Origin of the sequence: Hyphomonas sp. NPDC076881 (genome assembly GCF_050269995.1) — a bacterium.
In the GTDB taxonomy this organism is placed as follows: domain Bacteria; phylum Pseudomonadota; class Alphaproteobacteria; order Caulobacterales; family Hyphomonadaceae; genus Hyphomonas.
In genome coordinates this window covers 45,782-70,371 of record NZ_JBNNJJ010000012.1, presented here as the reverse complement: position 1 = coordinate 70,371, position 24,590 = coordinate 45,782, and the positions used below count along the sequence as shown (strand labels likewise).

Here is a 24,590-nt window from a genome sequence, read left to right as displayed (position 1 = left end):
GCATCCTAATTGTGGGACGCGGGCGGGGGTGGCAGGATCATGCCTTCATAGAGGTAGAGGTCTGGCCGCTCCGCATTGCCGGGACGGATTCGCGCAAGCCCGTATCGCGACAGCGCAATGCGGCGAGGAGGCGTGAACCCCGTTCCGGGTATGGGATAGATCGCTTCGGCATACGGCTCTCCTTCAACGGAGATGAGGCGGGCGACAGCAAAGGTCACACCGCCCGTCTCGATCGGCAACGGGATCACCACCATATCGTCCGTCATCACTTCCCCGTGAACTTTGCCGGCCGTTTCTCAAGGAAGGAGGCAACGCCTTCCTTGTGGTCGGCAGATTTGAAACAGGCGGAGAGCGCGGTGACATGTGCCTGCATGTGATCGGCCACGTCGCGCTCGAGGCCCTTCCACACCAGCTCCTTCATCCGCCGGATGGAGAAAGGCGAGGACGCCAGATAGCGGCGGGCTTCGGCGCGGGCGGCGTCCAGCAGGGTCTCGGGCTCGGCGACGGCATTGGCATAGCCGATGGCGAGCGCTTCTTCGGCTTCGAGGAAGGCGCCGGAATAAAGCAGCCGCAGCGCCCGGCTTGGCCCGATGATGCGGGGCAGCAGCCAGCTGCCAGCACCGGTATCGGGCACAAGGCCGCGATGGGCGAAGTTCCAGGCAAAGCGCGTGCGCGGCGTGATGATGCGCACATCACACTGGCTGGAAAATTCCGCGCCCATGCCGACCGCATTGCCATCAATCGCCCCGATCACCGGCTTCGGGCAGGAAACGAGCGGCCACCACACATCGCCCTCATGCGCCTCCCCGCGTACGCCGCGCGTTTCGCCCGGCTTGGTGGATAGATCGGCCAGGTCCGTTCCGGCGCAGAAGCTGCCGCCTGAGCCCGTGACGATCAGGACACGGACGGCGTCATCGGCGGAGACCTCCCGCACCTTTTCGATGAAGGCGTAGAGCATGGCAAAGGTCATCGCGCCGCGTTTTTCCGGCCGGTCGATGGTCAGGATGGCAATGCCATCCTCCTCTTTTGCAAGCTTGATATGATGCGCTGTCATATCCATTCCTCCCAGGGTCGTTGTTCTTGTTTTGGGAAAGCTTGCGTCTGGCGAGGCCGGGGCGCAATCCCCGCCCCGGCGTAAACTCTTCCCCGCCCGCGCGGCTTTACGCGGCGGCCCTGCTTGCCAGCGGCCCTGCCCTGTCGCAGCTTTGCGGGGGAGAGATTGGGAGGATAAGCCATGCCGGAATTCCGGACGATTGATGCGGGCGAGGCGCAGATCCGCGTGGCGCTAGAGGGCTCAGGCCCGCTGGCCTTGATGGTGCATGGCTTTCCGGAGAGCTGGTATTCTTGGCGCCATCAGATCGGCCCGGTGGCCGCGGCGGGGTTCACGGCGGCGGCAATGGATGTGCGCGGCTATGGCGGCTCATCGAAGCCCGGCACGGTGCCGGATTACCGGATGGAAGCGCTGATCGGGGATATTCTCGGTGTCGGCAAGGCGCTGTCGCCGGACGCACCTTTCATTCTGGTCGGCCATGACTGGGGCGCGCCGCAGGTATGGAACACGTCCCTGATCCACCCAGATCGCATCGCGGCGGTAGCGGCAATGTCGGTGCCCTATTTCGGGGTGCCGCAGATGTCCTTCGATCTCGTCATCAAGCAGGTATGGGACGACAAGAATAAGTTCTTCTACCAGTCCTATTTCCGTGAGCCCGGCCGGGCCGAAGCGGCTTTCGAGGCGGAGCCGCGCCGGTTCCTCAAGGGGTTCTACCATGCGATTTCCGGCGAAGCGAAACGCGGGGATTTCCCGGTGGACCAGCCATCAGATTTCCCGTTGATGGACGGGCTCCATCCGCCCGAAACCATCGGCGCGTGGATGAGCGAAGCCGATCTTGATTACTATACGCGCGAATTTGAAGGATCGGGCTTTTTCGGCCCCCTCTCGCGTTACCGCAATCACACCCGCGACTGGGAATTCCTGCAGGCCTACAAGGACCGGAAGATTGAACAGCCCGCCCTGTTCATTGCAGGGGATAAAGACCCGGCCTATTCCGGTTTCGGCATGATCGACGATCCAATCGGCCGTATGCGGAATTTTGTGCCGGGCCTGGAAGTGGCGGAAGTGCTGCCGGGTTGCGGGCACTGGACGCAGCAGGAGCGCCCGGCAGAGGTCAATGCCGCGCTGGTGCCCTGGCTGGCCTCGCTGAAGGGCCGGGTTGTCTGACAGCGCTTGCATCCGCGCAAAAGATATACCAAAGTCTGCAAAGGTTATACCAAAGCCTGCCCCGGCGCATGCCGGGCCAGCAGGCTCAGCTTATGCAGAAAGGCTCCTCCCCATGGCATCTGGCCCCAAGCACCGCGAGATTTCGGGCACCATCAGCTATCAGATCGACGGGCATCCGGACTTTCCGGACCGGAACTGGGGCATCGAGCGGTTTCACATGACCCATCATGGCGACGGGCACCGGGTAATGCGCGCCTATTGCGAGCTGCATGACGTTGCCCTGACCCGCGATGTGGTAGCCACCGTGGACGCCGATTTCCACCCGCATGACACCTTCGTGCGCCTGACCAAGGACAACACATTCTATGGCAGCACCTGGTATCGCTGGACGGATACGCAGGCCGAATATCAGGGCTTCAATATCGAGCGCGGCCGCATCAGCGAGACGGTGGAGATTGACCGCAATATCCGCGGTTTCGGCACACACAATCTGACCGGCGATGCCTGGCTGGCCGCGCGGTTTGACCGCTCGAAAGGTGAAGGCATTCAGACCTTCAAGAACAACCTGCTGAGCTCCATCGACCATCGCGGCGCCACAGGGCCGGACTTCCAGCGCACGACCACCAGCAGCCTGCAATATTCCGGCGTCGAGACTGTGACCGTGCCGGCGGGCACGTTCGAATGCTATAAATTCGCCTTCGTGATGACGAGCAATGATCATCCGCCCTATGAGTTCTGGGTGACGACGGATGGCGATTTCCTGTTCGTCAAGGGCGCCGTGGCCGCGCCCTATAACTGGACGTTTGAACTGGAAGAACTCAACATCATCCGCTGACGCCAGCAGGCCGCCCTGTCAGCGGGCGCTTCAGCGCGTTTGCCCGCCGTCTACGGCGACGACGGCGCCGTTGATGAAGCTTGCCCGGTCTGACAGGAGGAAGGCGGCGGTATCCCCGATTTCCTGCGGGGTGCCGAAGCGATTGAGCGGCACTTCGCGTTTGATCCATTTGGCCCAGGCCTCAGCGCGCGGGCCGGTGGCGTTACGCTCCCAGTCCCCGCCGGGGAAGATGATATTGCCCGGCGCAATTGTATTTACACGCACATTCGTCTTGCCCGAGAAACGGGCAATCGAGGTGGAGAGGTGATTTACCGCCGCCTTGGTGGCGCCATAGATCAGCGGCGAGCCGAGCGAGGCAAGGCCCGCAATGGAAGAGATGAAGAGAAAGCTGCCCCCGCCATTGGCCGAGATGCGCGGGATGGCCGCGCGGGCGAGGCGGAAGGCGGAGTTCAGGTTCTGATCAAGCCCGCCCTGCCATTCCTCATCGCTGACATCGAGCCCCAGCGGCGAGGGCGACAGGCCGACATTGGCGACCGCGCCGCGAATGGGGCCGAACGCTTTCTCACACGCCTCGACAGCGGCATTGATGCCTTCCGATTGCGTCAGATCGCCGGCAAAGGACCACACCTTGCCCTCGCCATAGGCGGCGGCGAACTCTTTCCGCGTGGCCTCCAGAGCTTCGGCGCCGCGCGCGGTAAGCGCGACTTTTGCCCCCTCTTCCAGCAGGCTTTTGGCAATGCCGTGGCCAATGCCCCGGCTGGCGCCGGCGATGAAGACGACTTTATCGGTGAGGCCGAGATCCATGTGTTCCTCCAGTTTTTCAGCGATCATGCTGGCCAAGGCCGAGGGGGATGGCCAGCCCTTCCCCAACGCGAGGGCCCAACGCGAGGCCCCACCACGAAGCGGCCTCAGGCGGGCAGCGGCTGAAGGTCTGGCGGGGTCCATTCGCGGCGGGCTTCCACAGACAAGAGACGCTCTTTGGACCAATGCGCGAAGATCCAGTCTGACCGGCCGCAGGGGCCGGCGAGCAGGCTGGCCAGAAGCGCAGCGTTGCTGGCCCCCGGATGGGCCGCGACATGCGCCGCAACGACCGCGAGCGAGGCGGCCGTGATCGTCTCGTGATAGCCGGCCGTGTCGGTGTTCTCGCCACCCACCGCGACATTATAAGCGCAGATCGCCGTGCGGACGGCCGGGAGAATATCCCCGCCCCGCTCTACCTGCATCCAGATGGCGAAGGCGAAATGGGCCGCATGGGTCCACGCTTCCCTGGGCAGCGTGCAGGCCAGAACGCCGCGCGCGATATGCTCTATCTCTTCATCCGTGATCTCAGACATTGTCTGTAATTCCTTGTTCCATAATTGAAAAACCCGCCTGGGGAGAACCGGGCGGGCGCGACGTTCAGCGGAGGATCAGAGGGGCCTTAACCGGCCCTGTGTTTCCCCATACGGCCGCGCGCCGCCAGCAATTGCAGGCGGGTCTGTTGCTGGAGCAGGCATTTGGCGCGGCGCATGGGGACAAGGCGTAGGCCCCGGCCGCGTGGGCGTCAACAGCCGCGATCTTGGCAGAGCGCTGCGACTCCTGCTGTGATGGCGGGATGAGCAGTTTCTCCTTGATTATCGGCGTGGACGAGGCAGGCCGGGGCCCCTGGGCGGGGCCGGTGACGGCGGCAGCGGTGGTGCTCGATCCGGCCCGGCCGGTGGAGGGGCTGACCGATTCCAAGAAGCTGTCGGAAAAGGCCCGCGACCGGCTGGCCCCGCTGATCCGGGAGCGGGCGCTAGCCTGGAGCGTGGCCGAAGCGAGCGTGGAAGAGATCGACACGCTGAACATCCGGCAGGCCACATTCCTGGCCATGCAGCGGGCAATCGCGGACACTTTCCGGACACTTGCGGACAAATCCGGACAATACGGGACAAGACCGGGCACCGGCGCGGTCATTCTGATCGATGGCAACGCCCTGCCAGCAGACCTGCCTGCCCCGGCGCGTGCGATCATCAAGGGCGACCTGACGGAGCCCTGCATTTCGGCGGCCTCGATCCTGGCCAAGACGCACCGGGACGCGCAGATGGCCTCACTCTGCATTTCGTATCCAGGCTATGGCTTTTCTGGGCACAAAGGCTATGGCACCGCCGCCCATGCCGAGGCGCTGGCGCGGCTTGGTCCGTGCGCGGTGCATCGCCAGAGCTTTGCCCCCGTCCGGGCCCTTTTAAGACACTGTTAACCGGCACCGGAGAGTTTCCCCGGCAGGCTCTCATGGGGACGCGCCGCAGATGTTTCTTCTCAACTGGTTTCTTTTCGGCTGGCACACCTGGTATGGCGAAAGCGGCCAGGCTTACCGGTTCAAGATCACGCTGACGCGCAAGGGCATTCCCGAGGGCGGCGGGGTTTATATCTTCGTGGTGCGCCGCTTCGCCTTCTTCCTGTTCCCGCTCTATATCGGCAAGGCGACAAACTTTAAGTCCCGCCTCTACGGGCATGAGCGCTGGTGGGAAGCCTGGTGGAAGCGCGGCGCTACCGAGCGGCATGTGCTGGTCATCCGTGGGGGGATGGACCGGGCGCGCATCGAGGAAGACCTGATCCGCCGCTATCAGCCCAAGATGAACGACATCCTCATTCCCCGCGGGGAGCTGGACGCGCCGCGCAATGCCAAGCTGCGCCGTGCCTGGCGCTGGCGCCGGTGGTGGGCTGAGTTCTTTGCCGGGCTGATCGGCTTTGGCAAGCGCAAGGCGGGGTGAGGCCGGCTGGCCTTACGGCAAAAGCAGGCAGGCATCGCCATAGGAATAGAAGCGATACCTTTCCGCGATCGCATGGGCGTAGGCGGCGCGCATGATGTCTGTTCCCATCAGGGCACAGACGAGCATGAAGAGGCTGGAGCCCGGCAGGTGGAAGTTGGTCATCAGCGCGTCTGTGGCGCAGATGGGGTCACCGGGCTTGAGGAAAATGTCGGTTGGCCCTGACGCGGCGTGGATGTGGCCGTCTTCCCCTGCGCAGCTTTCCAGCGTGCGCATGGCGGTGGTGCCCACTGGTACGATACGGGCACCGGCCGCGCGCGCGGCGTTGAGGCGGTCAGCCACTTCCGGCGTCACGCGGCGCCATTCCTCATGCAGACGGTTTTCGGCGAGGTGTTTTTCTTCCAGCGGCTTGAACGTGCCGAGCCCAACATGCAAGCGGACGGTTTCGCGCTTCAGGCCCGCCGCCTCCACCTCCTCCAGAAGGCGAGGCGTGAAATGCAGGCCGGCGGTGGGGGCGGCCACGCTGGCGGCCTCCTCCCCGGCAAAGCGCGTCTGGTAGGTTTCCCGGTCCTTCGCATCCGCCGGGCGGCGGCGGGCGATATAGGGCGGCAGCGGCATGGCGCCGTGCGCGTCCAGCGCGGCGATCATCGCCTCGCCCTCGCAGTTGAAGTTCAGGAGGATTTCGCCGCCTTCACGGCGCGCGCCGATGGTGGCGGTAAAGCCTTCGGCGAAATGGATCTCATCGCCTTCCTTCAGGCGGCGGCCGGGCCGGGCCAGCGCCAGCCAGACGCAATCGCCCTGCCGCTCGACGAGGTTTACATCCACCTCGACATCGCGGCTCGCCCCGTCGCGCGCCGGGCGGATGCCCTTGAGCGCGGCGGGCAGAACGCGCGTATCGTTGAAGACGAGAACATCGCCGGCGTTCAGATATTTCGGCAGATCACGGACGGCCGCATCTTCCAGCCGGCCATCGCCATGCACGACCAGCAGGCGCGCGCTATCCTGCGGCTCAGCCGGGCGGAGCGCGATGAGATCTTCGGGAAGATCGAACTGGAAGACGGAGAGGTCCATGATGCCTATACCGGAGCAGCCGGCGCGCGGCCTCTCTATTCCAGGATGACGGCCGGAACCGGGGCAAGCTCGCAGATGTTGACTTCGCCCTTTGCCTCAAGCGCCGCGCGGAAGGTATCCGTATCGGTGCGCAGGACATAAGCCTTCGGACGCTCCGCCTCCGGAAGGTCTGCGGCAATCCTTGCCGATTCCAGAATATCCGGATCTCTGACCGATCCGTTATTCTGCTCAGAGCCTGTCTTGATGGACATCACCACATCCTGGCCATCGATCACGCGGCCCCAGGAGGAATAGAGGCGGTCAAGATGCGGAGAATAACCGCGCATCAGGAAGAACTGGCCATTGGCCGAGTCCGGATCGCTGGTGCGCGCGGTGGAGACGATGCTGGCGCAGTGCGGGATGGAGCTTTCAACCAGTCCGTCCACCGACATTTCAGCAAAGAAGGAAGGCTGGGTCTGGATCGGGACACCGTGATAATAGCCATGCTTGGCGCTGTCTTCCGGGCCGATGGTGGCCTCCAGCGGCATCTTCGCTACGTCGCGGCGGAAGGTGAACTCGCCCTTCACATTCGGCTGGCCGGACTCCCTGCCCTTCAGCGCGAAGATATCTCCGCCCTGCGCCATGAAATCATCGATCACGCGGTGGAAGCTCGTGCCGTCATAATCGCCCGAACGGGTGATGGCCGCGAAATGCGCCACATGGTTGGGCGCCACTTCGGGAAAAGCCTCGATCAGGATGCGGCCTTTATTGGTGTCGAAGATGAACAGCCGCTCCGGATCAACCGGGCGCCAATCGGGGCTGGCAGCGACATTTTCCGGCGTTTCGAACGACCAGGCGCCATCGACCGGTTCGGCGCAGGCCGGCAGGAAAAGTCCCGCCAGAGCCACCGCCGCTGCAAAGCCACGTATCTTCATTGCTTGTACTTCTCCAGCAGAGCCTTTTTCACCGACGGGGTTACGAACGGCGTGATATCGCCGCCGAGGCTCGCGATTTCCTTGACCAGCCGCGAAGCCACCGCCTGATGACGAACATCGGCCATCAGGAAGACGGTTTCAATGTTCGGATTCAGTTGCTCGTTCATCGCCGTCATCTGGAACTCGTATTCGAAGTCCTGAACGGCGCGCAGGCCGCGCACGATGATGTTGGCGTTGCACTTTTCGGCAAAGTGCATCAGCAGGCCGTGCATGGGCTGGACCTTGATCTCAGCCAGGCCCGGCCCTTTCAGCTTTTCGCACTCATATTCGACCATGGCGACACGCTCTTCCAGGGTGAACAGCGGTTTTTTCGCCTCATTGATGGCCACACCGATGATCAGCGTGTCCACAAGCTTCATGGCACGGCTGAAAATGTCGATGTGGCCGGCTGTCGGCGGATCGAATGTGCCGGGGTAAAGGCCGATACGATGCACGGGGCGCCTCCTCTCGTTAATTATACCGAGAGCCTTCCGCCGCGCTGCAACATCAACCCTCCGCCTTATCCATACTGCCTTCGCCGTCATCGACAAGCCGCGCCGCAGAGACAACCCGCTCGCCTACGCCCGTGCGCAGCACCCAGACGCCGGCCGTGGAGCGGCCCGCGATGCGGATCTGATCGACCGGCGTGCGGATCAGCTGGCCGCCATCGGTGACCAGCATGACCTCGTCGCCATCACCGACCGGGAAGGACTGGGCGACCTTCTTGACCGGCCCACCTTTCTTGTCGCGGCCCCAGATATTCTGGGCAACGAGGCCTTTTCCGCCCCTGCCGGTGACCCGGTAGTCATAGGCGGAGGAGCGCTTGCCCATGCCATCATCGGCAACGGTGAAGATGAACTCCTCGGCGGCGCCCAGCTCGGCAATCCGCTCGGCCGACAGGGCGGCCTCGGCAACGGCTTCTTCCTCGTCGTCGGAGATTTCCTCTTCCTCGCCGGTGGCTGCGCGTCGCATGGCCGCAGCGTGCTTGAGATAGGCACGCGCCTCTTCGGAGGTGACGCCCATATGGCGCAGGATGCCCATGGAGATGACTTCATCCCCCCCGGCCAGACGGATGCCGCGTACGCCGGTGGAATCCCGGCCCGCGAAGACGCGCACATCGGTTACTTCAAACCGGATGGCCTGGCCGAGCGCTGTGGTCAGCAGGACATCATCCTTCTCCGAACAGAGCTGGACCGAGACGATGCCATCGCCCTCATCCAGCTTCATCGCGATCTTGCCGGCGCGGTTGACGCGCGTGAAATCAGCGAGCCGGTTGCGGCGGACATTGCCCGAGCGCGTGGCGAACATCACATCGAGATGTTCTGCGGCCTCTTCACTGTCGGGCAGCGGCATCACGCTTTCGATGCGTTCATCCGTGGCCAGCGGGAAGATGTTGACCAGCGCCTTGCCGCGCGAGGTCGGCCCGCCGACAGGCAGGCGCCACACCTTCTCCTTGTAGACCATGCCGGCCGAGGAGAAGAACAGGATTTCCGTATGCGTCGTTGCCGAGAAGACGCGGACGATGAAATCCTCATCCTTCATCGACATGCCGGAGCGGCCCTTCCCGCCCCTGTTCTGTGTACGGTAAGTCGACAGCGGCGTGCGCTTGACATAGCCGCCATGGGTCACCGTGACGACCATATCCTCGACCTCGATGAGGTCTTCATCGTCCATATCGACGCCGCCATCGACAAATTGCGAGCGGCGCGGCACGGCAAACTTTTCCTTCACCTCGCCCAGCTCGGCCTTGATGATGCCGAGAATGCGCGGGCGGGAACGGAGAATGTCGAGATATTCGGCGATCTTCTCAGCCAGGCCGCGGGCTTCATTGCCGATCTCGTCGCGGCCAAGGCCGGTGAGCCGGTGAAGCGGCAGGTTGAGGATCGAGCGGGCCTGCTCGTCGGAGAGATAGATCGTGCCGTCTTCGGTGCCGCGGCGCGTGCGGCGGTCGGCGATCAGGTCGATCAGCGGGCCCATATCCTGCTGCGGCCAGGCCTTGTCGAGCAGGCGCTGGCGCGCTGTTGCCGGATCAGGCGAAGTGCGGATGAGGCGGATGACCTCATCGATGTTGGCAACGGCCAGCGCGAGGCCGACGAGGACGTGGGCGCGGTCGCGCGCCTTGCCCAGCTCATGTTTCGTGCGCCGGACGATCACTTCCTCACGGAAGGCGATGAAGCATTCGAGAACCTTGCGCAGGTTCATCAGCTCCGGCCGGCCGCCATTCAGCGCCAGCATGTTGACGGCGAAGGAGCTTTGCAGCTGGCTGAACCGGTAAAGCTGGTTGAGCACAACGTCCGCGCTGGCATCGCGCTTGATCTCGATGACGACGCGGATGCCGTTGCGGTCGGACTCGTCGCGCAGATCCGAGATACCCTCGATCTTCTTCTCACGGACAAGTTCAGCGATCTTGGTGATCATCGCCGCCTTGTTCACCTGATAGGGAATTTCGCTGACGATGATTGCTTCGCGGCCATTCTTGGCCTGCTCGATGTCTGTCTTTGAGCGGATGATGACGCTGCCCCGCCCGGTGAGCAGTGCCTTGCGGCTACCCGAGCGGCCCATGATCAGTGCGCCGGTGGGGAAGTCCGGCCCCGGAACAATGTCGCACAGGGCTTCTTCGGAAATCTGCGGGTCATCGATCAGCGCGAGCGTGGCGTCGATCACCTCGCCCAGATTGTGGGGCGGGATATTGGTGGCCATGCCGACCGCGATGCCGCCGCCGCCATTGACCAGCAGGTTCGGGAACTGCGCCGGCAGGACGACGGGCTCTTTTTCCTTGCCGTCATAGTTGTCCTGGAAGTCGACCGTGTCCTTGTCGAGATCGGCAAGAAGATAAGTCGCCTCCTTCGTCATGCGGCTCTCGGTGTAGCGCATGGCGGCGGGCGGATCGTTGTCGATCGAGCCGAAATTGCCCTGGCCATCAACCAGCGGCACACCCATCGAGAAGGGCTGGGCCATGCGCACGAGCGCGTCATAAACTGCCGAGTCGCCATGGGGGTGATACTTACCGATCACATCGCCGACGATACGGGCCGATTTCGAATAGGGCTTGTCGGGCGTGTTGCCGCCTTCGTTCATCGCAAACAGGATGCGGCGGTGAACCGGCTTCAGGCCGTCGCGCACATCCGGCAGCGCGCGGCTGACAATCACGCTCATCGCATAATCGAGATAGGAGGATTTCAGCTCCGTCTCGATGGAGATCGCTTCGATACCGTCCTCGGGCGGGGGCTTGCCCGCGCCATTTTCCGGGGTTCCCGGCTCGTCCGGAGGGGTGGTCGGATCGCTCATGGAAAGGCCTTCTGCATTGGTCCGGCAAAGTTCGGAACGGGACGTTCGAATCGCCATTTTTGCTGGATTCCAGACTAGCAGCCGCGCCCGCCGGGGGCTACCGTCCAGATGCCTTTATTTGCAGTGAAATCCGGGCTTTCGGGCAGGTTTTCGTCCTCGGCCGCAAGGAGCCTAACATGCCAGAATCATTGAAGTTTCGCCTCTCGCGGCGTGAGGCCTGCCTGGGTCTGGGCGCCGCCCTTGCGGCAACCGCCTGCACTGGCCCCGGCGATCCGGCGGCCCGGGCCCTTCAGCTGCTGCCCGAAGGCTGGTCCATGGGCGAGGTACTGCCCTTTCCGGTGCAGGAGATTTATCCCTGCCGGCATGAGGGCGCGATCCATCTGGCAGGCGGCTTCATCGCGGAAAACGGCCAGATTACCGGGCCCACGGCGGCACATCATTCCTGGCGGCCAGACGGGCGGGGATGGCGCGCAGAGGCGCCCCTGCCGGTGGCCCGGCATCACCCCCACCTCGTCAGCTATGCCGGGGCGCTTTACGCCATCGGCGGGTTCCAGTCTTCCTCGCCCGCCGCCATGTGGGAGATGCAGGGCACCGGCTGGCGCCTGAATGCGGCCACCGGGCGCTGGGAAACGGCGCCTGCCCTGCCCCGGCCCTGCGCCGAAGCGGTGGTTCTGGCCGATACGGCCGGCGCGCTGCACCTGATGGGCGGGCGGTCACCATCCGGACAATCGAACGCTGCCTGGACCGATCAGGCCGACCAGACGCATCATTTCATGCTGACCGGCCCGGACGGGCGGTGGGAGGAAGCCGCGCCCTGCCTGACAGCACGCAACAGCGCGGCGGGCGCAGAAATTGCCGGAAACCTGCATGTGGTGGGCGGGCGCAGCGTGCGCGCCGGCAATTCTGCCCAGCACGAAATCTATGATCCGCGCGAGGACCGCTGGCGCCGCGCCGCGCCAATGCCCCAGGCTCAGGGCGGGTTGGCAGCGGCCGCAGCGGGCGGCAAGCTTTACGCCTTCGGCGGGGAATTTTTCGACAATGGCGGCGGGGTCTATCCGGAAGCCTGGGCGTATGACCCGGCCCGCGATGGCTGGGAGGCCATCGCCCCGATGCCCCATCCCCGTCATGGCCTTGGCGCGGTGACGCTGGACGGCGCGATTTATGTGATCGGCGGAGCGCTGAAAGCGAGCGGCGTGCAGACAAGCGCCCTGGTTGAAATCTACCGGCCCTGAACCCAGACCCGATTGACTGAAGGAAAACGCAATGAAGCTCGCGCTGTATGGCCACCCCTTCTCCTCCTACACCCAGAAGGTGCTGATCGCCCTTTATGAGAACGCCACACCGTTTGAATTCCGGACGGTGAGCCCGGAAACGCCGGAACACTCGGCAAGCTGGCTGGCGCGCTGGCCGATCGGCAAGTTTCCGTTGCTGGTGGATGGCGGCCGGAACATCGCCGAGACGAGCATCATCATCGAACATCTTCACCTCCACCATCCCGGCCCGGTGCGCCTGTTGCCGGATGATCCGGCAGCGGCGCTGGACGTGCGCTTCCTTGACCGGTTTTTCGACCTGCATGTGATGGACGCGGCCCAGCATGCGGTGAACGGCGCGCTTACCGGCGATCCGGTCAAGCGTGCAGACGGCGCGGCGCTGTCGAAGGAGAAGCTGGAGCGGGCCTATGCCTGGCTGGAGGGCGCGCTGCAGGGGCGCAACTGGGCGGCGGGTGAGGCCTTCACGATGGCAGATTGCGCCGCCTCCCCCTCCCTCTTCTATGCCGATTGGGTGCATGAGATTTCAGGCGGCTATCCTATCTTGCGCGCCTATCGCTCCCGGCTGCTGGCGCGGCCAGCCTTCGCGCGGGCGGTGGAGGAAGCGCGCTATTTCCGGCCCTATTTCCCGCTCGGCGCGCCGGATCGGGATTAGCGCTCTGCCGGCAGAGCGCCCAGTGAGCGCAGCGCGCGCTCGACGGCAGCACGCCGCCGGGGGGCCTCTTCCATGCCGCCGGGCATGTCCATGTTGAGGGCGAAGACATAGGTGCCGGGCGCGTCTCCGGCGGACTGCTCAAGCCAGCCGACAAGCCAGCCAATGTCCATCTGGCCCTCAACGCTTTTCCAGCCGGTCTTGCCATAAAGCGTCCAGCCTTCGCCGCGCTCCAGCACCATGACCGGCACGGCAAGATCATACGTGCTTGCCGAAAGCGGCAGCGTGCGGCGCGCGAGGCGGGAGAGGAACTCCACCTGCTCGGTGGCCGAAATGGCAAGCGGGCCCTCAAGCCAGTAGCGCGTGATCTGCTCCGGCCCGCCAATATCGGCATTGCCATAGCCAAAGCTCTTGAGGCCCTCGGTCAGGCGCGCGGCACCGATGCGCGGCACAACGATCTGGTAGATCCAGACGGTGGAGCGCTGGAAGGCCTGGCTGAAAGTCTGGTCCTCGTTCCAGCTGTCGGCGAAGCGCTTCTGGCCGTCCCACTCGAAGCGCTCGTCCGGTCCTGTGACAGCGCCGAACTCATAGGCGAGCAGGGTGTGGGGGATCTTGGAGGTGGAGGCGGGCGTAAACCGCTCGCGGATACGCGCGCCGCCGCTGGCCCAGACCTTTTCATCCTCCAGCCGGTAGATCACCAGCGCGGATTTTGCCGGGCTCACGCCTTCCAGCATCATCGCCTGTTCGAGCGGGTTTTCTTCCGGCGCCGGCAAGTTCCAGCCGGAATTGGCGCAGGCGGCCAGCAAAGCCACCGCAAGCATCAACAGGGCGGCGCGGAGGCGCATACCCGCAGAAGAGGCAGCAGCCAGCATCACGTCCCCCTCATCCCCGCATCAGAACGGGATCTCGTCGTCGAGATCCTGGCTGAAGCTTTCCTTCGGGCCGCTCATCTGCTGGCGCCCGCCACCGCCGGAATAGCCCATGTCACGGTCACGGCCACCGCCGCCAGCACTCGCGCCGCCGCCTTCGCCGCGGCCATCGAGCATCACGAGCGTGGCATCAAAGCCCTGCAGGACAATCTCGGTCGAGTAACGGTCATTGCCGTCCTTGTCCTGCCATTTGCGGGTCTGCAGCTTGCCTTCCAGATAAACCTTCGAGCCTTTTTTTAGATAATTCTGGGCCACCTTGATGAGGCCTTCGGAGAAGATGGCAACGGTGTGCCATTCAGTCTTTTCCTTGCGCTCGCCGCTGGCCTTGTCGCGCCAGGTTTCCGAGGTGGCGATGCGCAGGTTGCACACCTGGCCGCCATTCTGGAACTGACGCACTTCCGGGTCTGCCCCGAGATTGCCGACCAGGATCACCTTGTTGACTGAACCCGCCATGATGGGGCCTCCGCGCTGAAATTCTGTTTCGAGTCCGATTCGAGTTGTTCTACTCTGCTATGCGCGCCCTGTCGCCTGACAGCGATGAAATTCCACCGCCCCGCCCGCGTCCAAAAGCAGCTTGCACATGAAGTTCACATTTTGTTCTTGTCGTCAAGCCAGACTCGGACCAACATATATCCCATCTGATCCCCATCCCCTTCTGACCCGTTGAGCGACCCTCCCCCATGGCCGAATCCCCCTTCATCCGCGTGCGCGGCGCCAAGGAACACAATCTCAAGAACATCGACGTGGACATCCCGCGCGGCGAGCTTGTGGTGATGACCGGCCTGTCGGGCTCGGGCAAATCCTCCCTCGCCTTTGACACGATCTATGCCGAGGGCCAGCGCCGCTATGTGGAGTCGCTTTCGGCTTATGCGCGCCAGTTCCTGGAGCTGATGCAGAAGCCGGATGTGGAGAGCATCGAGGGCCTCTCGCCGGCGATTTCCATCGAGCAGAAGACGACGAGCCGCAATCCGCGCTCAACCGTCGGCACGGTGACCGAGATCTATGACTATATGCGCCTCCTCTGGGCGCGCGCGGGCATTCCGTATTCGCCCGCTACCGGCCTGCCGATCGAGAGCCAGACCGTCAGCCAGATGGTCGACCGGACGATGGAACTGGAAGACGGCACGCGGCTTTACCTGCTCGCCCCGATGGTGCGCGGCCGCAAGGGCGAGTTCCGCAAGGAATTTGCCGAGCTGCTGAAGAACGGCTTTCAGCGGGTCAAGGTGAATGGCGAGTTCCATGAGCTGGAAGATCCGCCGAAGCTCGACAAGAAATTCAAGCATGACATCGATGTTGTGGTCGACCGGGTGGTCGTCCGTGCCGGCATGGAACAGCGCCTGGCCGAGAGTTTCGAGACTGCGCTCGGCTTGGCGCAGGGCATCGCCGTGGCAGAGTATGCCGATATTGCACCGGGCGAAACCGAACCCAAACGCATCACCTTCAGCGCCAATTTCGCCTGTCCGGTTTCCGGCTTTTCCATTCCGGAGATCGAACCGCGCCTCTTCTCCTTCAACAATCCCTTCGGCGCCTGCCCGACCTGCGATGGTCTCGGCGAGCAGCTGAAGATCGACCCGGCCCTGATTGTTCCGGACAAGGATCTTGATCTCCTGAACGGCGCAATTGCGCCCTGGGCGAAATCTTCCTCCCCCTATCAGACGCAGACCCTGCAGGCCCTCTCGGCGCATTACCGGTTTGACCTCGGCAAGCCTTGGAACAAGCTGCCGGAAAAGGTCCAGGACATCATCCTCTACGGCACCGGCGACGAAGAAATACAGTTCGTCTATGATGACGGTATGCGCAGCTACAAGGTGAAGAAAACCTTCGAAGGCGTGATCCCCAATCTTGACCGGCGCTACCGGGAAACGGACTCTGCCTGGGTGCGCGAGGAAATCAGCCGCTTCCAGTCTGCCGCGCCCTGCCCCGATTGCGGCGGCAAACGCCTGAAGCCGCAGGCCCTGGCGGTAAAGATTGCCGGGCTCGATATCTCCGAGGCCGGAGAATTTTCGATCCGCAAGGCGGGCGAGTGGTTCGGCAAGGTCCACAAATCGCTGACGAAACAGCAAAATGAGATTGCCAGCCGCATCCTGAAGGAGATCAACGACCGGCTGATCTTCCTCAATGATGTGGGCCTCGATTACCTCACGCTCAATCGCGGCTCGGGCACGCTGTCTGGCGGCGAAAGCCAGCGCATCCGTCTTGCCAGCCAGATCGGCTCAGGCCTCACCGGCGTGCTCTATGTGCTCGACGAGCCCTCCATTGGCCTGCACCAGCGGGACAATGAGCGCCTGCTGGAAACGCTGAAACGCCTGCGCGACCTTGGCAACTCGGTCATCGTGGTCGAGCATGACGAGGACGCGATCCTGCTGGCCGATCATGTGATCGATATGGGGCCGGCGGCCGGCGTGCATGGCGGGCAGATCATTGCCTCAGGCACCCCGGATGAGGTGATGCAGAACCCCAAAAGTCTGACGGCGGATTATCTCAACGGCACGCGCGAGATTGCAATCCCGAAGCGCCGCCCGGTGGTCAAGGGCTCGCGCCGCATCACGCTGAAGGGCGCAAGCGGCAACAACCTCAAGAACGTTACCGCCTCGATCCCGCTGGGCACGTTCACGGCCATCACGGGTGTTTCGGGCGGGGGCAAGTCCACGCTGATCATCGAGACGCTCTACAAGGCGCTCGCCCGCAAGCTCAACGGCGCGTCGGACGCGCCCTCGCCCTATGAAAGCCTCGAAGGGCTGCAGCATCTCGACAAGGTGATCGACATCGACCAGTCGCCCATCGGGCGCACACCGCGCTCCAATCCGGCGACCTATACCGGCGCCTTCGGGCCGATCCGCGACTGGTATGCCGGCCTGCCGGAAGCCAAGGCCCGCGGCTATGCGCCCGGCCGGTTCAGCTTCAACGTCAAGGGCGGGCGCTGCGAGGCGTGCCAGGGCGACGGCGTCATCAAGATCGAGATGCACTTCCTGCCGGATGTCTATGTCACCTGCGAAACCTGCAAGGGCAAACGGTATAATCGCGAAACGCTGGAAGTCCTGTTCAAGGGCAAGTCGATTGCCGATGTGCTGGACATGACGGTGGAAGACGCAGCGAAATTCTTCGCCGCGATGCCGGCGATCTTCTCAAAGCTCGATACGCTCAACCAAGTGGGCCTTGGCTATATCAAGGTGGGCCAGCAGGCCACCACACTGTCGGGCGGGGAGGCGCAGCGGGTGAAGCTCGCCAAGGAACTCTCCAAGCGGGCAACCGGCCGTACCCTGTATATCCTCGACGAGCCGACGACCGGCTTGCATTTCGAGGATGTGAAGAAGCTGCTCGAAGTGCTGCATGAACTGGTGGATGCAGGCAATACGGTGGTGGTGATCGAGCATAACCTCGACGTGGTGAAGACGGCTGACTGGGTGCTCGACCTTGGCCCGGAAGGCGGCGATGGCGGGGGCCGGCTGGTCGCCGAAGGCACGCCGGAAGACATCATCGCGGTGGAGGAAAGCTGGACCGGAAAGTTCCTTGCTGAAACCTTCCGCCGCCAGGACGAACGCCGCGCCGCCCGCAACAAGCGGGAGAAAGCGGCCACAAAGTCCAAAGGCGCCGCCCCCGAAGAAAAGCCGAAGGCGAAAAAGCCCGTGAAGAAAACCAAGGCCGGCGCGGGCGCGAAATAAGCGCCCCGCCTGCCCGGCTCCTTCAGCTGAAGATAGCGACCCGCTCAGCGTCGCCCAGATCATTGCGCGGGTCATGCCGGGCGGCGAGCGCGGCCGGCGCGCCAACGAAATGCTGCATCAGCCCCTGCACAAACAGCAGCCCGAAATAGATAAGCGCCATCGGCACGATAAAGGCGGGCGAGAGGAAGATCGCCGCCAATTGTTCTGTCGGCACGTCGCCGTCCACGGGCAGGCGCATCATGAAAGGCACCATCAGCATTTGCGCGATGGCTGAGATGATCTGCGACAGCACCGAGACCACGATCACGATGATCACATAAGCTCCCAGGATCGGCCAGAAACGCCCGCGCGACACGTTCCAGGCATCGAAGAAACGGATCTCCTTATCCTTCACCGTCAGCCCGAAGCAGGGCGCAAGCCGCGTCGCCACGAAGATGTAGAGGAGCAAGAAAAGAAACATCAGGCCGAAGCCTGCGAAGAAGGTGCCCAGGAAACGGGCCGCAGTCTGATCATCCAATTGTCCGCTCGGGTCCATTCCTGCCAGCGCGCCAAAGGCGCTCACAAAAAGAACGATGGGAACAACAAAGATCACCAGGCTCATCAGCGCCCAGAGCAGTCCCACGACCATCATCCGCACTTCATCCCCGCCAAAACCGAGGGAGAATTTCGCGCCGAAGATATAGCGCCGCTGGGACGCCGTTTCGAACATCGCCCAGACCACCCAGCCGGCCACCGAGCCAATGAGAATCAGCGGAACAAGATTGCCCAAGCCGCCAAAGATGAGGCCAAAGACATCCGCCGGCATGGGGTTGGGATCGTTCTCCAGCTGCTGCAAAGCCAGGATCCATTCGGCCAGCGCCTGCCAGCCCAGAAGGCCGATCACCAGGAAAAGCGCCACATAGACCGCAGCATAGGCCAGCCCAAACAGCCAGGGGAAACTCTTGAAATGCGGCGCCTTGAACGGGTAGGTCAGCGCGCGATCGAATGAAAATCCGGTATTCATCTCGGTCTCCCCTTCAGCCGGTACACGCGCACCTAAACCTGAATGGGCCGCCGCATCAATCGCCCGAAGAGGGGGGCTCCGGCACCGGCTCTGCCGGTTTCAGCTTCTCCCAGGCCGCCGCCGCCATGCCATGGCCAGCCAGCAGGAAGGGCGCGAAGACGAGAACGCCCGCTGCCCCGCCAATGAAATGGCCAGGCCCAGCATCTGGCAGGGCCCGGTGGAGCGCGCCATTGACCGCCACGCCGAGTGCAAAGGGCAGGATATGCGTCACAAGGCTCGCCAGGCCGAGCGTCTTGAGATGCCCTTTGGTGCGCCCCCAGCTGCGGAATACCTGGGCCTTGCCGAGCGCGCTGGTCGCCGCGCCATAGAGCGTCAGGCGCAGAGCGATCCACCCGAGCAGCCCTGCCCCCACCGCGCAGCAGGCGATGAACACCGCGCCATAGGGCGTGCCCAACAGCGCAATGAACGCCTCGCGCACCAGCGCCGGATCGGACTCGTCGTTCAGCTGATACTGCCCGGCCTCATTGATCAGGATGCCCGGCAGCATCATCAGGAAGAAAACAACGAAGAAGCCGATGAACAGAAACGCCGCATAGGCCGCCAGATTGGCATGGGCCAGCGGCAGCAACTTTGCCACCGCGCCGGGGATCAGCCGCTGATAGGCGCGGCGCGACAGCTCCGTTCCGGCCAGAAATGCCAGGATCGCCGCGCCCAGCGGCAGCCAGAGGCCGCTTTGCGAACGCAGGGCAAAACTGTACAGCCCGGCGGCGAGCGCGAACAGGATCAACCAGGGCGCGGTGGGCACAAGAAGGCGGCCCGCGCCGCTCCAGGCGGCCGAAATCAGGGGGAAAATGGCAAGGCGCGTCGTCATCTCGTCTCGTCTCATCTCGGGGCGCACACCTAAAGCCTCCCGCCCTGCCCGGCAAACGCTATCTTGACGCGCCGGAGCGGCGGCCTCATGTCCGCCCCATGACCCTGAAACCCATCCATGTTATCGGCGGCGGCATGGCCGGCTCCGAAGCGGCCTGGCAGATCGCGTCTGCCGGTGTCCCCGTCATCCTGCACGAAATGCGGGGCGTGCGCGGCACCGATGCCCACCAGACCGACAAGCTGGCCGAACTCGTCTGTTCCAACTCCTTCCGCTCGGACGATCACACGACCAATGCCGTCGGCGTGATCCATGAAGAGATGCGCCGCGCGGGCGGCATCATCATCACCACCGCGAAGGATCATCAGGTGCCCGCCGGCAGCGCGCTGGCGGTGGACCGGGAAGGCTTCTCGCAGGCCGTGACGGCCAAGCTGGAAGCCCATCCCCTCGTCACCATCGTGCGTGAGGAAATCGCCGGCATCCCGCCCGAAGACTGGGACAGCGTGATCGTGGCCACGGGGCCGCTGACCTCCATTGCCCTCGCCGAAGCCATCCGCGCCCATACCGGCGAGACTGACCTTGCCTTCTTCGACGCCATTGCTCCGATCGTCTATTTCGACTCGATCGATATGGGCCAGGCTTGGCGCCAGAGCCGGTATGACAAAGCCGGCCCTTCGGGCGACACCGCCGCCTATATCAACTGTCCGATGACGGAAGAACAGTATAACGCCTTCCTCGATGCCCTGCTCGCCGGGCCGAAGACAGAGTTCCGCGACTGGGAGAAAGATACGCCTTACTTTGAAGGCTGCCTGCCCATCGAAGTGATGGCCGAGCGCGGGCGCGAGACGCTGCGCTTCGGGCCGATGAAGCCGGTTGGCCTCACCAATCCGCACAACCCCACCGTCAAGGCCCATGCCATCGTCCAGCTGCGCCAGGACAATGCGCTGGGCACGCTGTGGAACATGGTCGGATTCCAGACGAAGCTGAAATATGCGGCGCAGACGGACATTTTCCGGATGATCCCCGGCCTGGAGAAGGCGGAGTTTGCCCGCCTTGGCGGCATCCACCGCAACACCTTCCTCAATTCGCCCAAACTGCTCGACCGGCAGCTCCGGATGAAATCCATGCCGCGCTTGCGCTTTGCCGGCCAGGTGACGGGCGTGGAAGGCTATGTCGAAAGCGCCGCCATGGGCCTGCTCGCCGGGCGCCTCGCCGCGGCTGAGCGCCTTGGGCGCAAGCTCGAACCGCCGCCACCCACCACCGCCATCGGCGCCCTGGTCAACCACATCACCGGCGGGCATCTCGCCGAAGGCCAGACCTTCCAGCCGATGAACGTGAATTTCGGCCTCTTCCCGGACATAGAAGAGTATGACCGCAAGGGCCCGGACGGCAAACGCCTGCGCGGCAAGGACAAGGGCCGCGCCAAGAAGGCAGCCCAGGCGATCCGTGCTCTGAATGATTTTGATGCCTGGCTGGCGGGCGAAGCGGCCGTAGCGGCGGAGTAGACATCATGCCCGACACCTCCCTCTCCCCCGTCCTGCCGCTGTTTGCGAACACGCCCTCCAGCGTCAGCTTCAAGAAGCTGCGCAAGCGGCTGGTGCGCGGGGCGCTGGAGGTGATCGACACCTACGGCCTTGTAGATCGCCGCGCCATCGAAACCGGCGAAAAGCCGCGCCCGAAATGGCTGGTGTGTCTCTCCGGGGGCAAGGATTCCTACGGGCTTCTGGCCGTGCTGCTGGACCTGCAATGGCAGGGCGCGCTTCCGGTAGACCTCATCGCCTGCAATCTCGATCAGGGCCAGCCGGGCTTCCCCAAACACATCCTGCCGGACTGGCTGACGAAAAACGGCGTGCCGCACAAGATCATCACCGAGGATACCTATTCCATCGTGACGGAAAAGGTGCCCGAGGGGCGCACTTATTGTTCCATGTGTTCCCGCCTGCGCCGGGGTATCCTTTACCGCGTGGCGCGCGAAGAAGGCTGCGAAGCCATCGTCCTTGGCCACCATAGGGATGATGCCCTGGCCACCTTCATGATGAACCTCATCCATGGCGGGCGCCTGGCGGCCATGCCGGCCAAACTGCTGAATGATGAGGGCGATGTGCAGGTGTTCCGCCCCCTGATCACCGCTGCCGAAGATGATCTGGCAAAGTTTGCCGAGGCGATGGAATTTCCCATCATTCCCTGCAATCTCTGCGGCAGCCAGGACGGGCTTCAGCGCGTGGCGATGAACCGCCTGCTGACGGAGTGGGAACAGAAGAAACCCGGCACGCGGCAGGTGATGGCCCGGGCGCTCACGAATGTGCGCCCGAGCCATCTGCATGATCCGCGGGTGTTCGACTTTGCCGGGCTGATGTTGGGTGGCAAAGGCGAGGACGACCCGAACGTCCCCTTTTGATCATGCAATCTCGCGCGTGGGCGGCCAGGCAATGCCGGTCTCCGGGCGGTGGGCGGGATAATCGGGCACTTCCCGGTATTTCTTCAGTTCATTGCGGGCAATTGCGCGCAGGTGAACCTCGTCCGGCCCATCCGCAAGGCGCAGCGTGCGGATACCGGCATAGAGTTCAGCCAGGCCGAAATCATCGGTAACCCCCGCCCCGCCATGGGCCTGAATGGCGTCATCGATCACTTTCAGCGCGGCGCGCGGGGCGGCCACCTTAATCATGGCGATCTCATTGGCCGCGCCCTTGTTGCCCACCGTGTCCATCATATAAGCCGCTTTCAGCGTCAGCAGGCGCGTCATCTCGATGTCCAGCCGGGCTTCCCCAATCCTCTGTTCCCAGATGGACTGCTGATAGAGCGCCTTGCCGAAGACAGCCCGCGTCAGCACGCGGCGGGAGAGTTTTTCCAGCGCCACTTCGGCGGCCCCGATGGTGCGCATGCAATGGTGGATACGCCCGGGCCCAAGGCGGCCCTGCGCGATTTCAAATCCCCGCCCTTCGCCCAGAATCAGATTTGCCACCGGCACGCGCACATTCTCCAGCAGCACTTCGGCATGGCCATGCGGGCTGTCATCATATCCAAACACAGGCAGCATACGGATAATCTTCATCCCCGGCGCATCCATCGGCACCAGGATCTGGCTCTGCTGGCGGTGACGCTCGGCGGCGGGGTCTGTCTTGCCCATCACGATGGCCACCTTGCAGCGCGGATCCCCCACACCGGAAGACCACCATTTGCGCCCGTTGATCACATATTCGTCGCCCTCGCGGACGATAGATGTCTCGATATTGGTTGCGTCTGAAGAGGCAACCAGCGGCTCTGTCATCAGGAAGGCCGAGCGGATTTCCCCGCGCAGCAGCGGCCCCAGCCAGCGCTCTTTCTGGAAGGTCGAGCCATAGCGGTGCAGCACTTCCATATTGCCGGTGTCAGGCGCCGAACAGTTGAACACTTCGGAGGCAAAGCCCACACGGCCCATGATTTCCGAAAGCGGCGCATATTCGGCATTCGTCAGCCCGGCCCCGCGGAACATGCCCTCATCATGATCGGCGTTCGGCGGCAGGAAAAGGTTCCAGAGCCCTTCCGCCTTCGCGCGCTCCTTCAGCCCTTCAAGCACCGGATTGACGCCCCACCGGTCTTTCTCATGATGGGCCTTGTAGGCGGGCACAGCAGGATAGACATGCGCGTCCATGAACTGGGTGACGCGGGCCATGTATTCCTTCGTCTTCGGGCTGTAGTCGAACTGCATCGTCTTTCTCCGGTCTCACTGATCCGGGTCAGCCTGCGCTGGTGCGACAATGGGGGGAATACGGATGTTTGCGGATGCGCCCGCGTCAGCTCGCCGCTGCGCGCGGCGCCATCTGCCCCATCAGGCGCGGCCAGTAGAGCGCCAATGCCCCGGCGCGGTAAACATAGCTCAGCAGAAAGGCCGTCCACACGCCCGCATTCGCAAAGGACGGCGCCAGCAGAAGATCACTCGCCAGATAGGCGAGCATGGCCATCATGCCGGCATTGCGCACCGCCTCCCCCTGTGTGGTGCCCAGGAACAGCCCGTCCAGCTGCCAGGCGGCCACACCGATCAGCGGCACAGCCGCGCACCAGGGCAGATAGGCCAGGGCCGCTTCCCGCGCCGCCGGGTCCAGTATGAAGGCCTCGATCACGGCGCCGCCGCCCAGCCAGAAGATCAGCGAAAACGCCGCGCCGCAGACGACCGCGATCTCGCTCGTCACGCGCATCGCCCGCTTGAGCCTTGCCCTGTCCCGCGCGCCATAGGCGGCGCCCGCTTCCTTCTCCGCCACAAAGGCAAAGGCATCCAGCACGAAAGCGGAGACAGCGATAAACTGCAACAGCACCTGATTGCCCGCCAGCGCCGCCGTGCCCTGCCTTGCGCCGGAATTGACGAACCAGGCGAAAGTGAACAGCAGCGCCAGTGTACGGATCATGATGTCGCGGTTGGCGTTAAGCAGCGCCAGAAGCTTTGCCCGGTCAAAGAGGCGCGTGCCGGGGTCAAGGCCTTTGCGCACGATGATCAAACCGAAACCGAGCGCCGCCCATTCGGCAATCGCCGTGCCCGCGCCGATGCCGGTGGCGCCCCAGTCCCAGATCGCCACGAAGGCATAGTCTAGCCCGGCATTGATCCCGTTGAGCACGATCTGCATGGCCAGCAGGGCGCGCGTGCGCCCCGTGCCGATCAGCCAGCCGGAAATGGCATAGCCCATCAGAATGGCCGGCGCGCCCCATATCCGTGCCCAGAAATATCCCGACGCTTCGATCTCGACGGCGCTCTCTGCCTGGAACAATGCCAGCGCAATCCGGGAGGTCAGCGGAAAGGAGAGGACGAGGATGACGCCAAGGCCCGCGCCGAGCATCAGCGCGCGCATCAGGATCGCGCGCACTTCCAACCCGTCCCCTGCCCCATCGGCCTGGGCGGTGAGGCCGGTCGTCGCCATCCGCAGGAAGCCGAAACCCCAATAGAGGAAATTGAACACAACGGCCGCCAGCCCCACGGCAGCCAGCTCAATCGCCGTGCCATAACGCCCCATGACGGCGGTATCGACAATGCCGGTTGTCGCCATCGCCACCTGCGCCAGCATGATCGGCCAGGCAAGCTGAAGCGCGCGGGCGCGGGTGAGGATGGCGGCAGTCATGAACCGCAGGCGTTAGCGGGTTTCGCG

The 24,590-nt window shown here is 63.7% G+C and carries 23 protein-coding genes; 9 read left to right on the top strand and 14 right to left on the bottom strand.

Features of this window, described 5'->3' with window-relative positions; translation table 11 throughout:
• Positions 1–5 precede the first annotated feature (5 nt).
• Positions 6–266 (bottom strand): hypothetical protein, encoded by a 261-nt coding sequence (locus ACQKI2_RS14150; RefSeq protein WP_427380249.1) that lies wholly within the window; start codon positions 264–266, stop codon positions 6–8.
• Positions 266–1,054 (bottom strand): enoyl-CoA hydratase/isomerase family protein, encoded by a 789-nt coding sequence (locus tag ACQKI2_RS14145; RefSeq protein ID WP_427380248.1) that lies wholly within the window; start codon positions 1,052–1,054, stop codon positions 266–268. Before ACQKI2_RS14145 ends, ACQKI2_RS14150 begins: the two co-directional genes overlap by 1 nt.
• Positions 1,055–1,234: 180 nt before the next feature.
• Between ACQKI2_RS14145 and ACQKI2_RS14140 the strand changes: the two genes are divergently transcribed.
• The gene (locus ACQKI2_RS14140; RefSeq protein WP_427380247.1) at positions 1,235–2,218 is read left to right on the top strand and encodes an alpha/beta fold hydrolase; all 984 of its coding nucleotides are present in this window, start codon (positions 1,235–1,237) and stop codon (positions 2,216–2,218) included.
• A gap of 112 nt (positions 2,219–2,330) precedes the next feature.
• Complete coding sequence (locus tag ACQKI2_RS14135; protein WP_427380246.1) at positions 2,331–3,053, top strand: DUF3108 domain-containing protein; 723 nt, start codon at positions 2,331–2,333, stop codon at positions 3,051–3,053.
• A 30-nt stretch (positions 3,054–3,083) separates the two neighbouring features.
• Here ACQKI2_RS14135 and ACQKI2_RS14130 read toward each other — a convergent pair whose 3' ends face one another.
• Both ACQKI2_RS14130 and ACQKI2_RS14125 read right to left on the bottom strand, forming a co-directional pair.
• Complete coding sequence (locus tag ACQKI2_RS14130; protein WP_427380245.1) at positions 3,084–3,857, bottom strand: SDR family NAD(P)-dependent oxidoreductase; 774 nt, start codon at positions 3,855–3,857, stop codon at positions 3,084–3,086.
• 104 nt (positions 3,858–3,961) lie between these two features.
• A complete protein-coding gene (locus ACQKI2_RS14125; RefSeq protein WP_427380244.1) occupies positions 3,962–4,387 on the bottom strand; it encodes a hypothetical protein in 426 nt (141 codons plus the stop codon).
• A gap of 260 nt (positions 4,388–4,647) precedes the next feature.
• Between ACQKI2_RS14125 and ACQKI2_RS14120 the strand changes: the two genes are divergently transcribed.
• Entirely contained in the window at positions 4,648–5,271 is a 624-nt protein-coding gene (locus ACQKI2_RS14120) for a ribonuclease HII (protein ID WP_427380243.1), read from the top strand.
• Between the two features lie 49 nt (positions 5,272–5,320).
• Entirely contained in the window at positions 5,321–5,785 is a 465-nt protein-coding gene (locus tag ACQKI2_RS14115) for a GIY-YIG nuclease family protein (protein WP_427380242.1), read from the top strand.
• Between the two features lie 12 nt (positions 5,786–5,797).
• On the opposite strand, the gene queA is transcribed toward ACQKI2_RS14115, so the two are convergent.
• Genes queA through gyrA form a run of 4 tightly spaced genes read right to left on the bottom strand, consistent with a single transcriptional unit; the run spans position 5,798 to position 11,094 of the window.
• Positions 5,798–6,853 (bottom strand): tRNA preQ1(34) S-adenosylmethionine ribosyltransferase-isomerase QueA, encoded by a 1,056-nt coding sequence (gene queA, locus ACQKI2_RS14110; RefSeq protein ID WP_427380241.1) that lies wholly within the window; start codon positions 6,851–6,853, stop codon positions 5,798–5,800.
• Positions 6,854–6,888: 35 nt separating this feature from the next.
• Entirely contained in the window at positions 6,889–7,767 is an 879-nt protein-coding gene (locus ACQKI2_RS14105; RefSeq protein ID WP_427380240.1) for a peptidylprolyl isomerase, read from the bottom strand.
• Positions 7,764–8,261, bottom strand: coding sequence for a pantetheine-phosphate adenylyltransferase (gene coaD / locus ACQKI2_RS14100; protein ID WP_427380239.1), 498 nt, complete (start codon positions 8,259–8,261; stop codon positions 7,764–7,766). Before coaD ends, ACQKI2_RS14105 begins: the two co-directional genes overlap by 4 nt.
• Before the next feature lie 52 nt (positions 8,262–8,313).
• A complete protein-coding gene (gyrA, locus tag ACQKI2_RS14095; RefSeq protein WP_427380238.1) occupies positions 8,314–11,094 on the bottom strand; it encodes a DNA gyrase subunit A in 2,781 nt (926 codons plus the stop codon).
• A gap of 176 nt (positions 11,095–11,270) precedes the next feature.
• Between gyrA and ACQKI2_RS14090 the strand changes: the two genes are divergently transcribed.
• On the top strand, positions 11,271–12,326 hold the full coding sequence (locus ACQKI2_RS14090; protein WP_427380237.1) for a Kelch repeat-containing protein: 1,056 nt from the start codon (positions 11,271–11,273) through the stop codon (positions 12,324–12,326).
• Between the two features lie 31 nt (positions 12,327–12,357).
• Positions 12,358–13,017: a glutathione S-transferase family protein gene (locus ACQKI2_RS14085; RefSeq protein ID WP_427380236.1), complete on the top strand. Its 660-nt coding sequence runs from the start codon at positions 12,358–12,360 to the stop codon at positions 13,015–13,017.
• Here ACQKI2_RS14085 and blaOXA read toward each other — a convergent pair.
• Positions 13,014–13,859, bottom strand: a complete 846-nt coding sequence (gene blaOXA, locus ACQKI2_RS14080) for an OXA-1090 family carbapenem-hydrolyzing class D beta-lactamase (protein ID WP_427380288.1) — start codon at positions 13,857–13,859, stop codon at positions 13,014–13,016. The genes ACQKI2_RS14085 and blaOXA overlap by 4 nt on opposite strands.
• Positions 13,860–13,907: 48 nt before the next feature.
• The gene (locus ACQKI2_RS14075; protein ID WP_427380235.1) at positions 13,908–14,396 is read right to left on the bottom strand and encodes a single-stranded DNA-binding protein; all 489 of its coding nucleotides are present in this window, start codon (positions 14,394–14,396) and stop codon (positions 13,908–13,910) included.
• Positions 14,397–14,623: 227 nt separating this feature from the next.
• On the opposite strand from ACQKI2_RS14075, the gene uvrA reads away from it, so the two are divergent.
• Positions 14,624–17,605, top strand: a complete 2,982-nt coding sequence (uvrA, locus tag ACQKI2_RS14070) for an excinuclease ABC subunit UvrA (RefSeq protein ID WP_427380234.1) — start codon at positions 14,624–14,626, stop codon at positions 17,603–17,605.
• A gap of 22 nt (positions 17,606–17,627) precedes the next feature.
• Here the strand turns inward: uvrA and ACQKI2_RS14065 are convergent, their stop codons facing one another.
• Positions 17,628–18,608, bottom strand: coding sequence for a hypothetical protein (locus ACQKI2_RS14065; RefSeq protein WP_427380233.1), 981 nt, complete (start codon positions 18,606–18,608; stop codon positions 17,628–17,630).
• A gap of 55 nt (positions 18,609–18,663) precedes the next feature.
• Positions 18,664–19,479 (bottom strand): hypothetical protein, encoded by an 816-nt coding sequence (locus tag ACQKI2_RS14060; RefSeq protein ID WP_427380232.1) that lies wholly within the window; start codon positions 19,477–19,479, stop codon positions 18,664–18,666.
• A 98-nt stretch (positions 19,480–19,577) separates the two neighbouring features.
• On the opposite strand from ACQKI2_RS14060, the gene trmFO reads away from it, so the two are divergent.
• Positions 19,578–20,981, top strand: coding sequence for a methylenetetrahydrofolate--tRNA-(uracil(54)-C(5))-methyltransferase (FADH(2)-oxidizing) TrmFO (trmFO, locus tag ACQKI2_RS14055; RefSeq protein WP_427380231.1), 1,404 nt, complete (start codon positions 19,578–19,580; stop codon positions 20,979–20,981).
• 5 nt (positions 20,982–20,986) lie between these two features.
• Positions 20,987–21,874, top strand: coding sequence for a tRNA 2-thiocytidine(32) synthetase TtcA (ttcA, locus tag ACQKI2_RS14050; RefSeq protein WP_427380230.1), 888 nt, complete (start codon positions 20,987–20,989; stop codon positions 21,872–21,874).
• On the opposite strand, the gene ACQKI2_RS14045 is transcribed toward ttcA, so the two are convergent.
• Both ACQKI2_RS14045 and ACQKI2_RS14040 read right to left on the bottom strand, forming a co-directional pair.
• The gene (locus tag ACQKI2_RS14045) at positions 21,875–23,164 is read right to left on the bottom strand and encodes an acyl-CoA dehydrogenase family protein (RefSeq protein ID WP_427380229.1); all 1,290 of its coding nucleotides are present in this window, start codon (positions 23,162–23,164) and stop codon (positions 21,875–21,877) included.
• 85 nt (positions 23,165–23,249) lie between these two features.
• The gene (locus ACQKI2_RS14040) at positions 23,250–24,563 is read right to left on the bottom strand and encodes an MATE family efflux transporter (RefSeq protein ID WP_427380228.1); all 1,314 of its coding nucleotides are present in this window, start codon (positions 24,561–24,563) and stop codon (positions 23,250–23,252) included.
• Between the last annotated feature and the right edge of the window lie 27 nt (positions 24,564–24,590).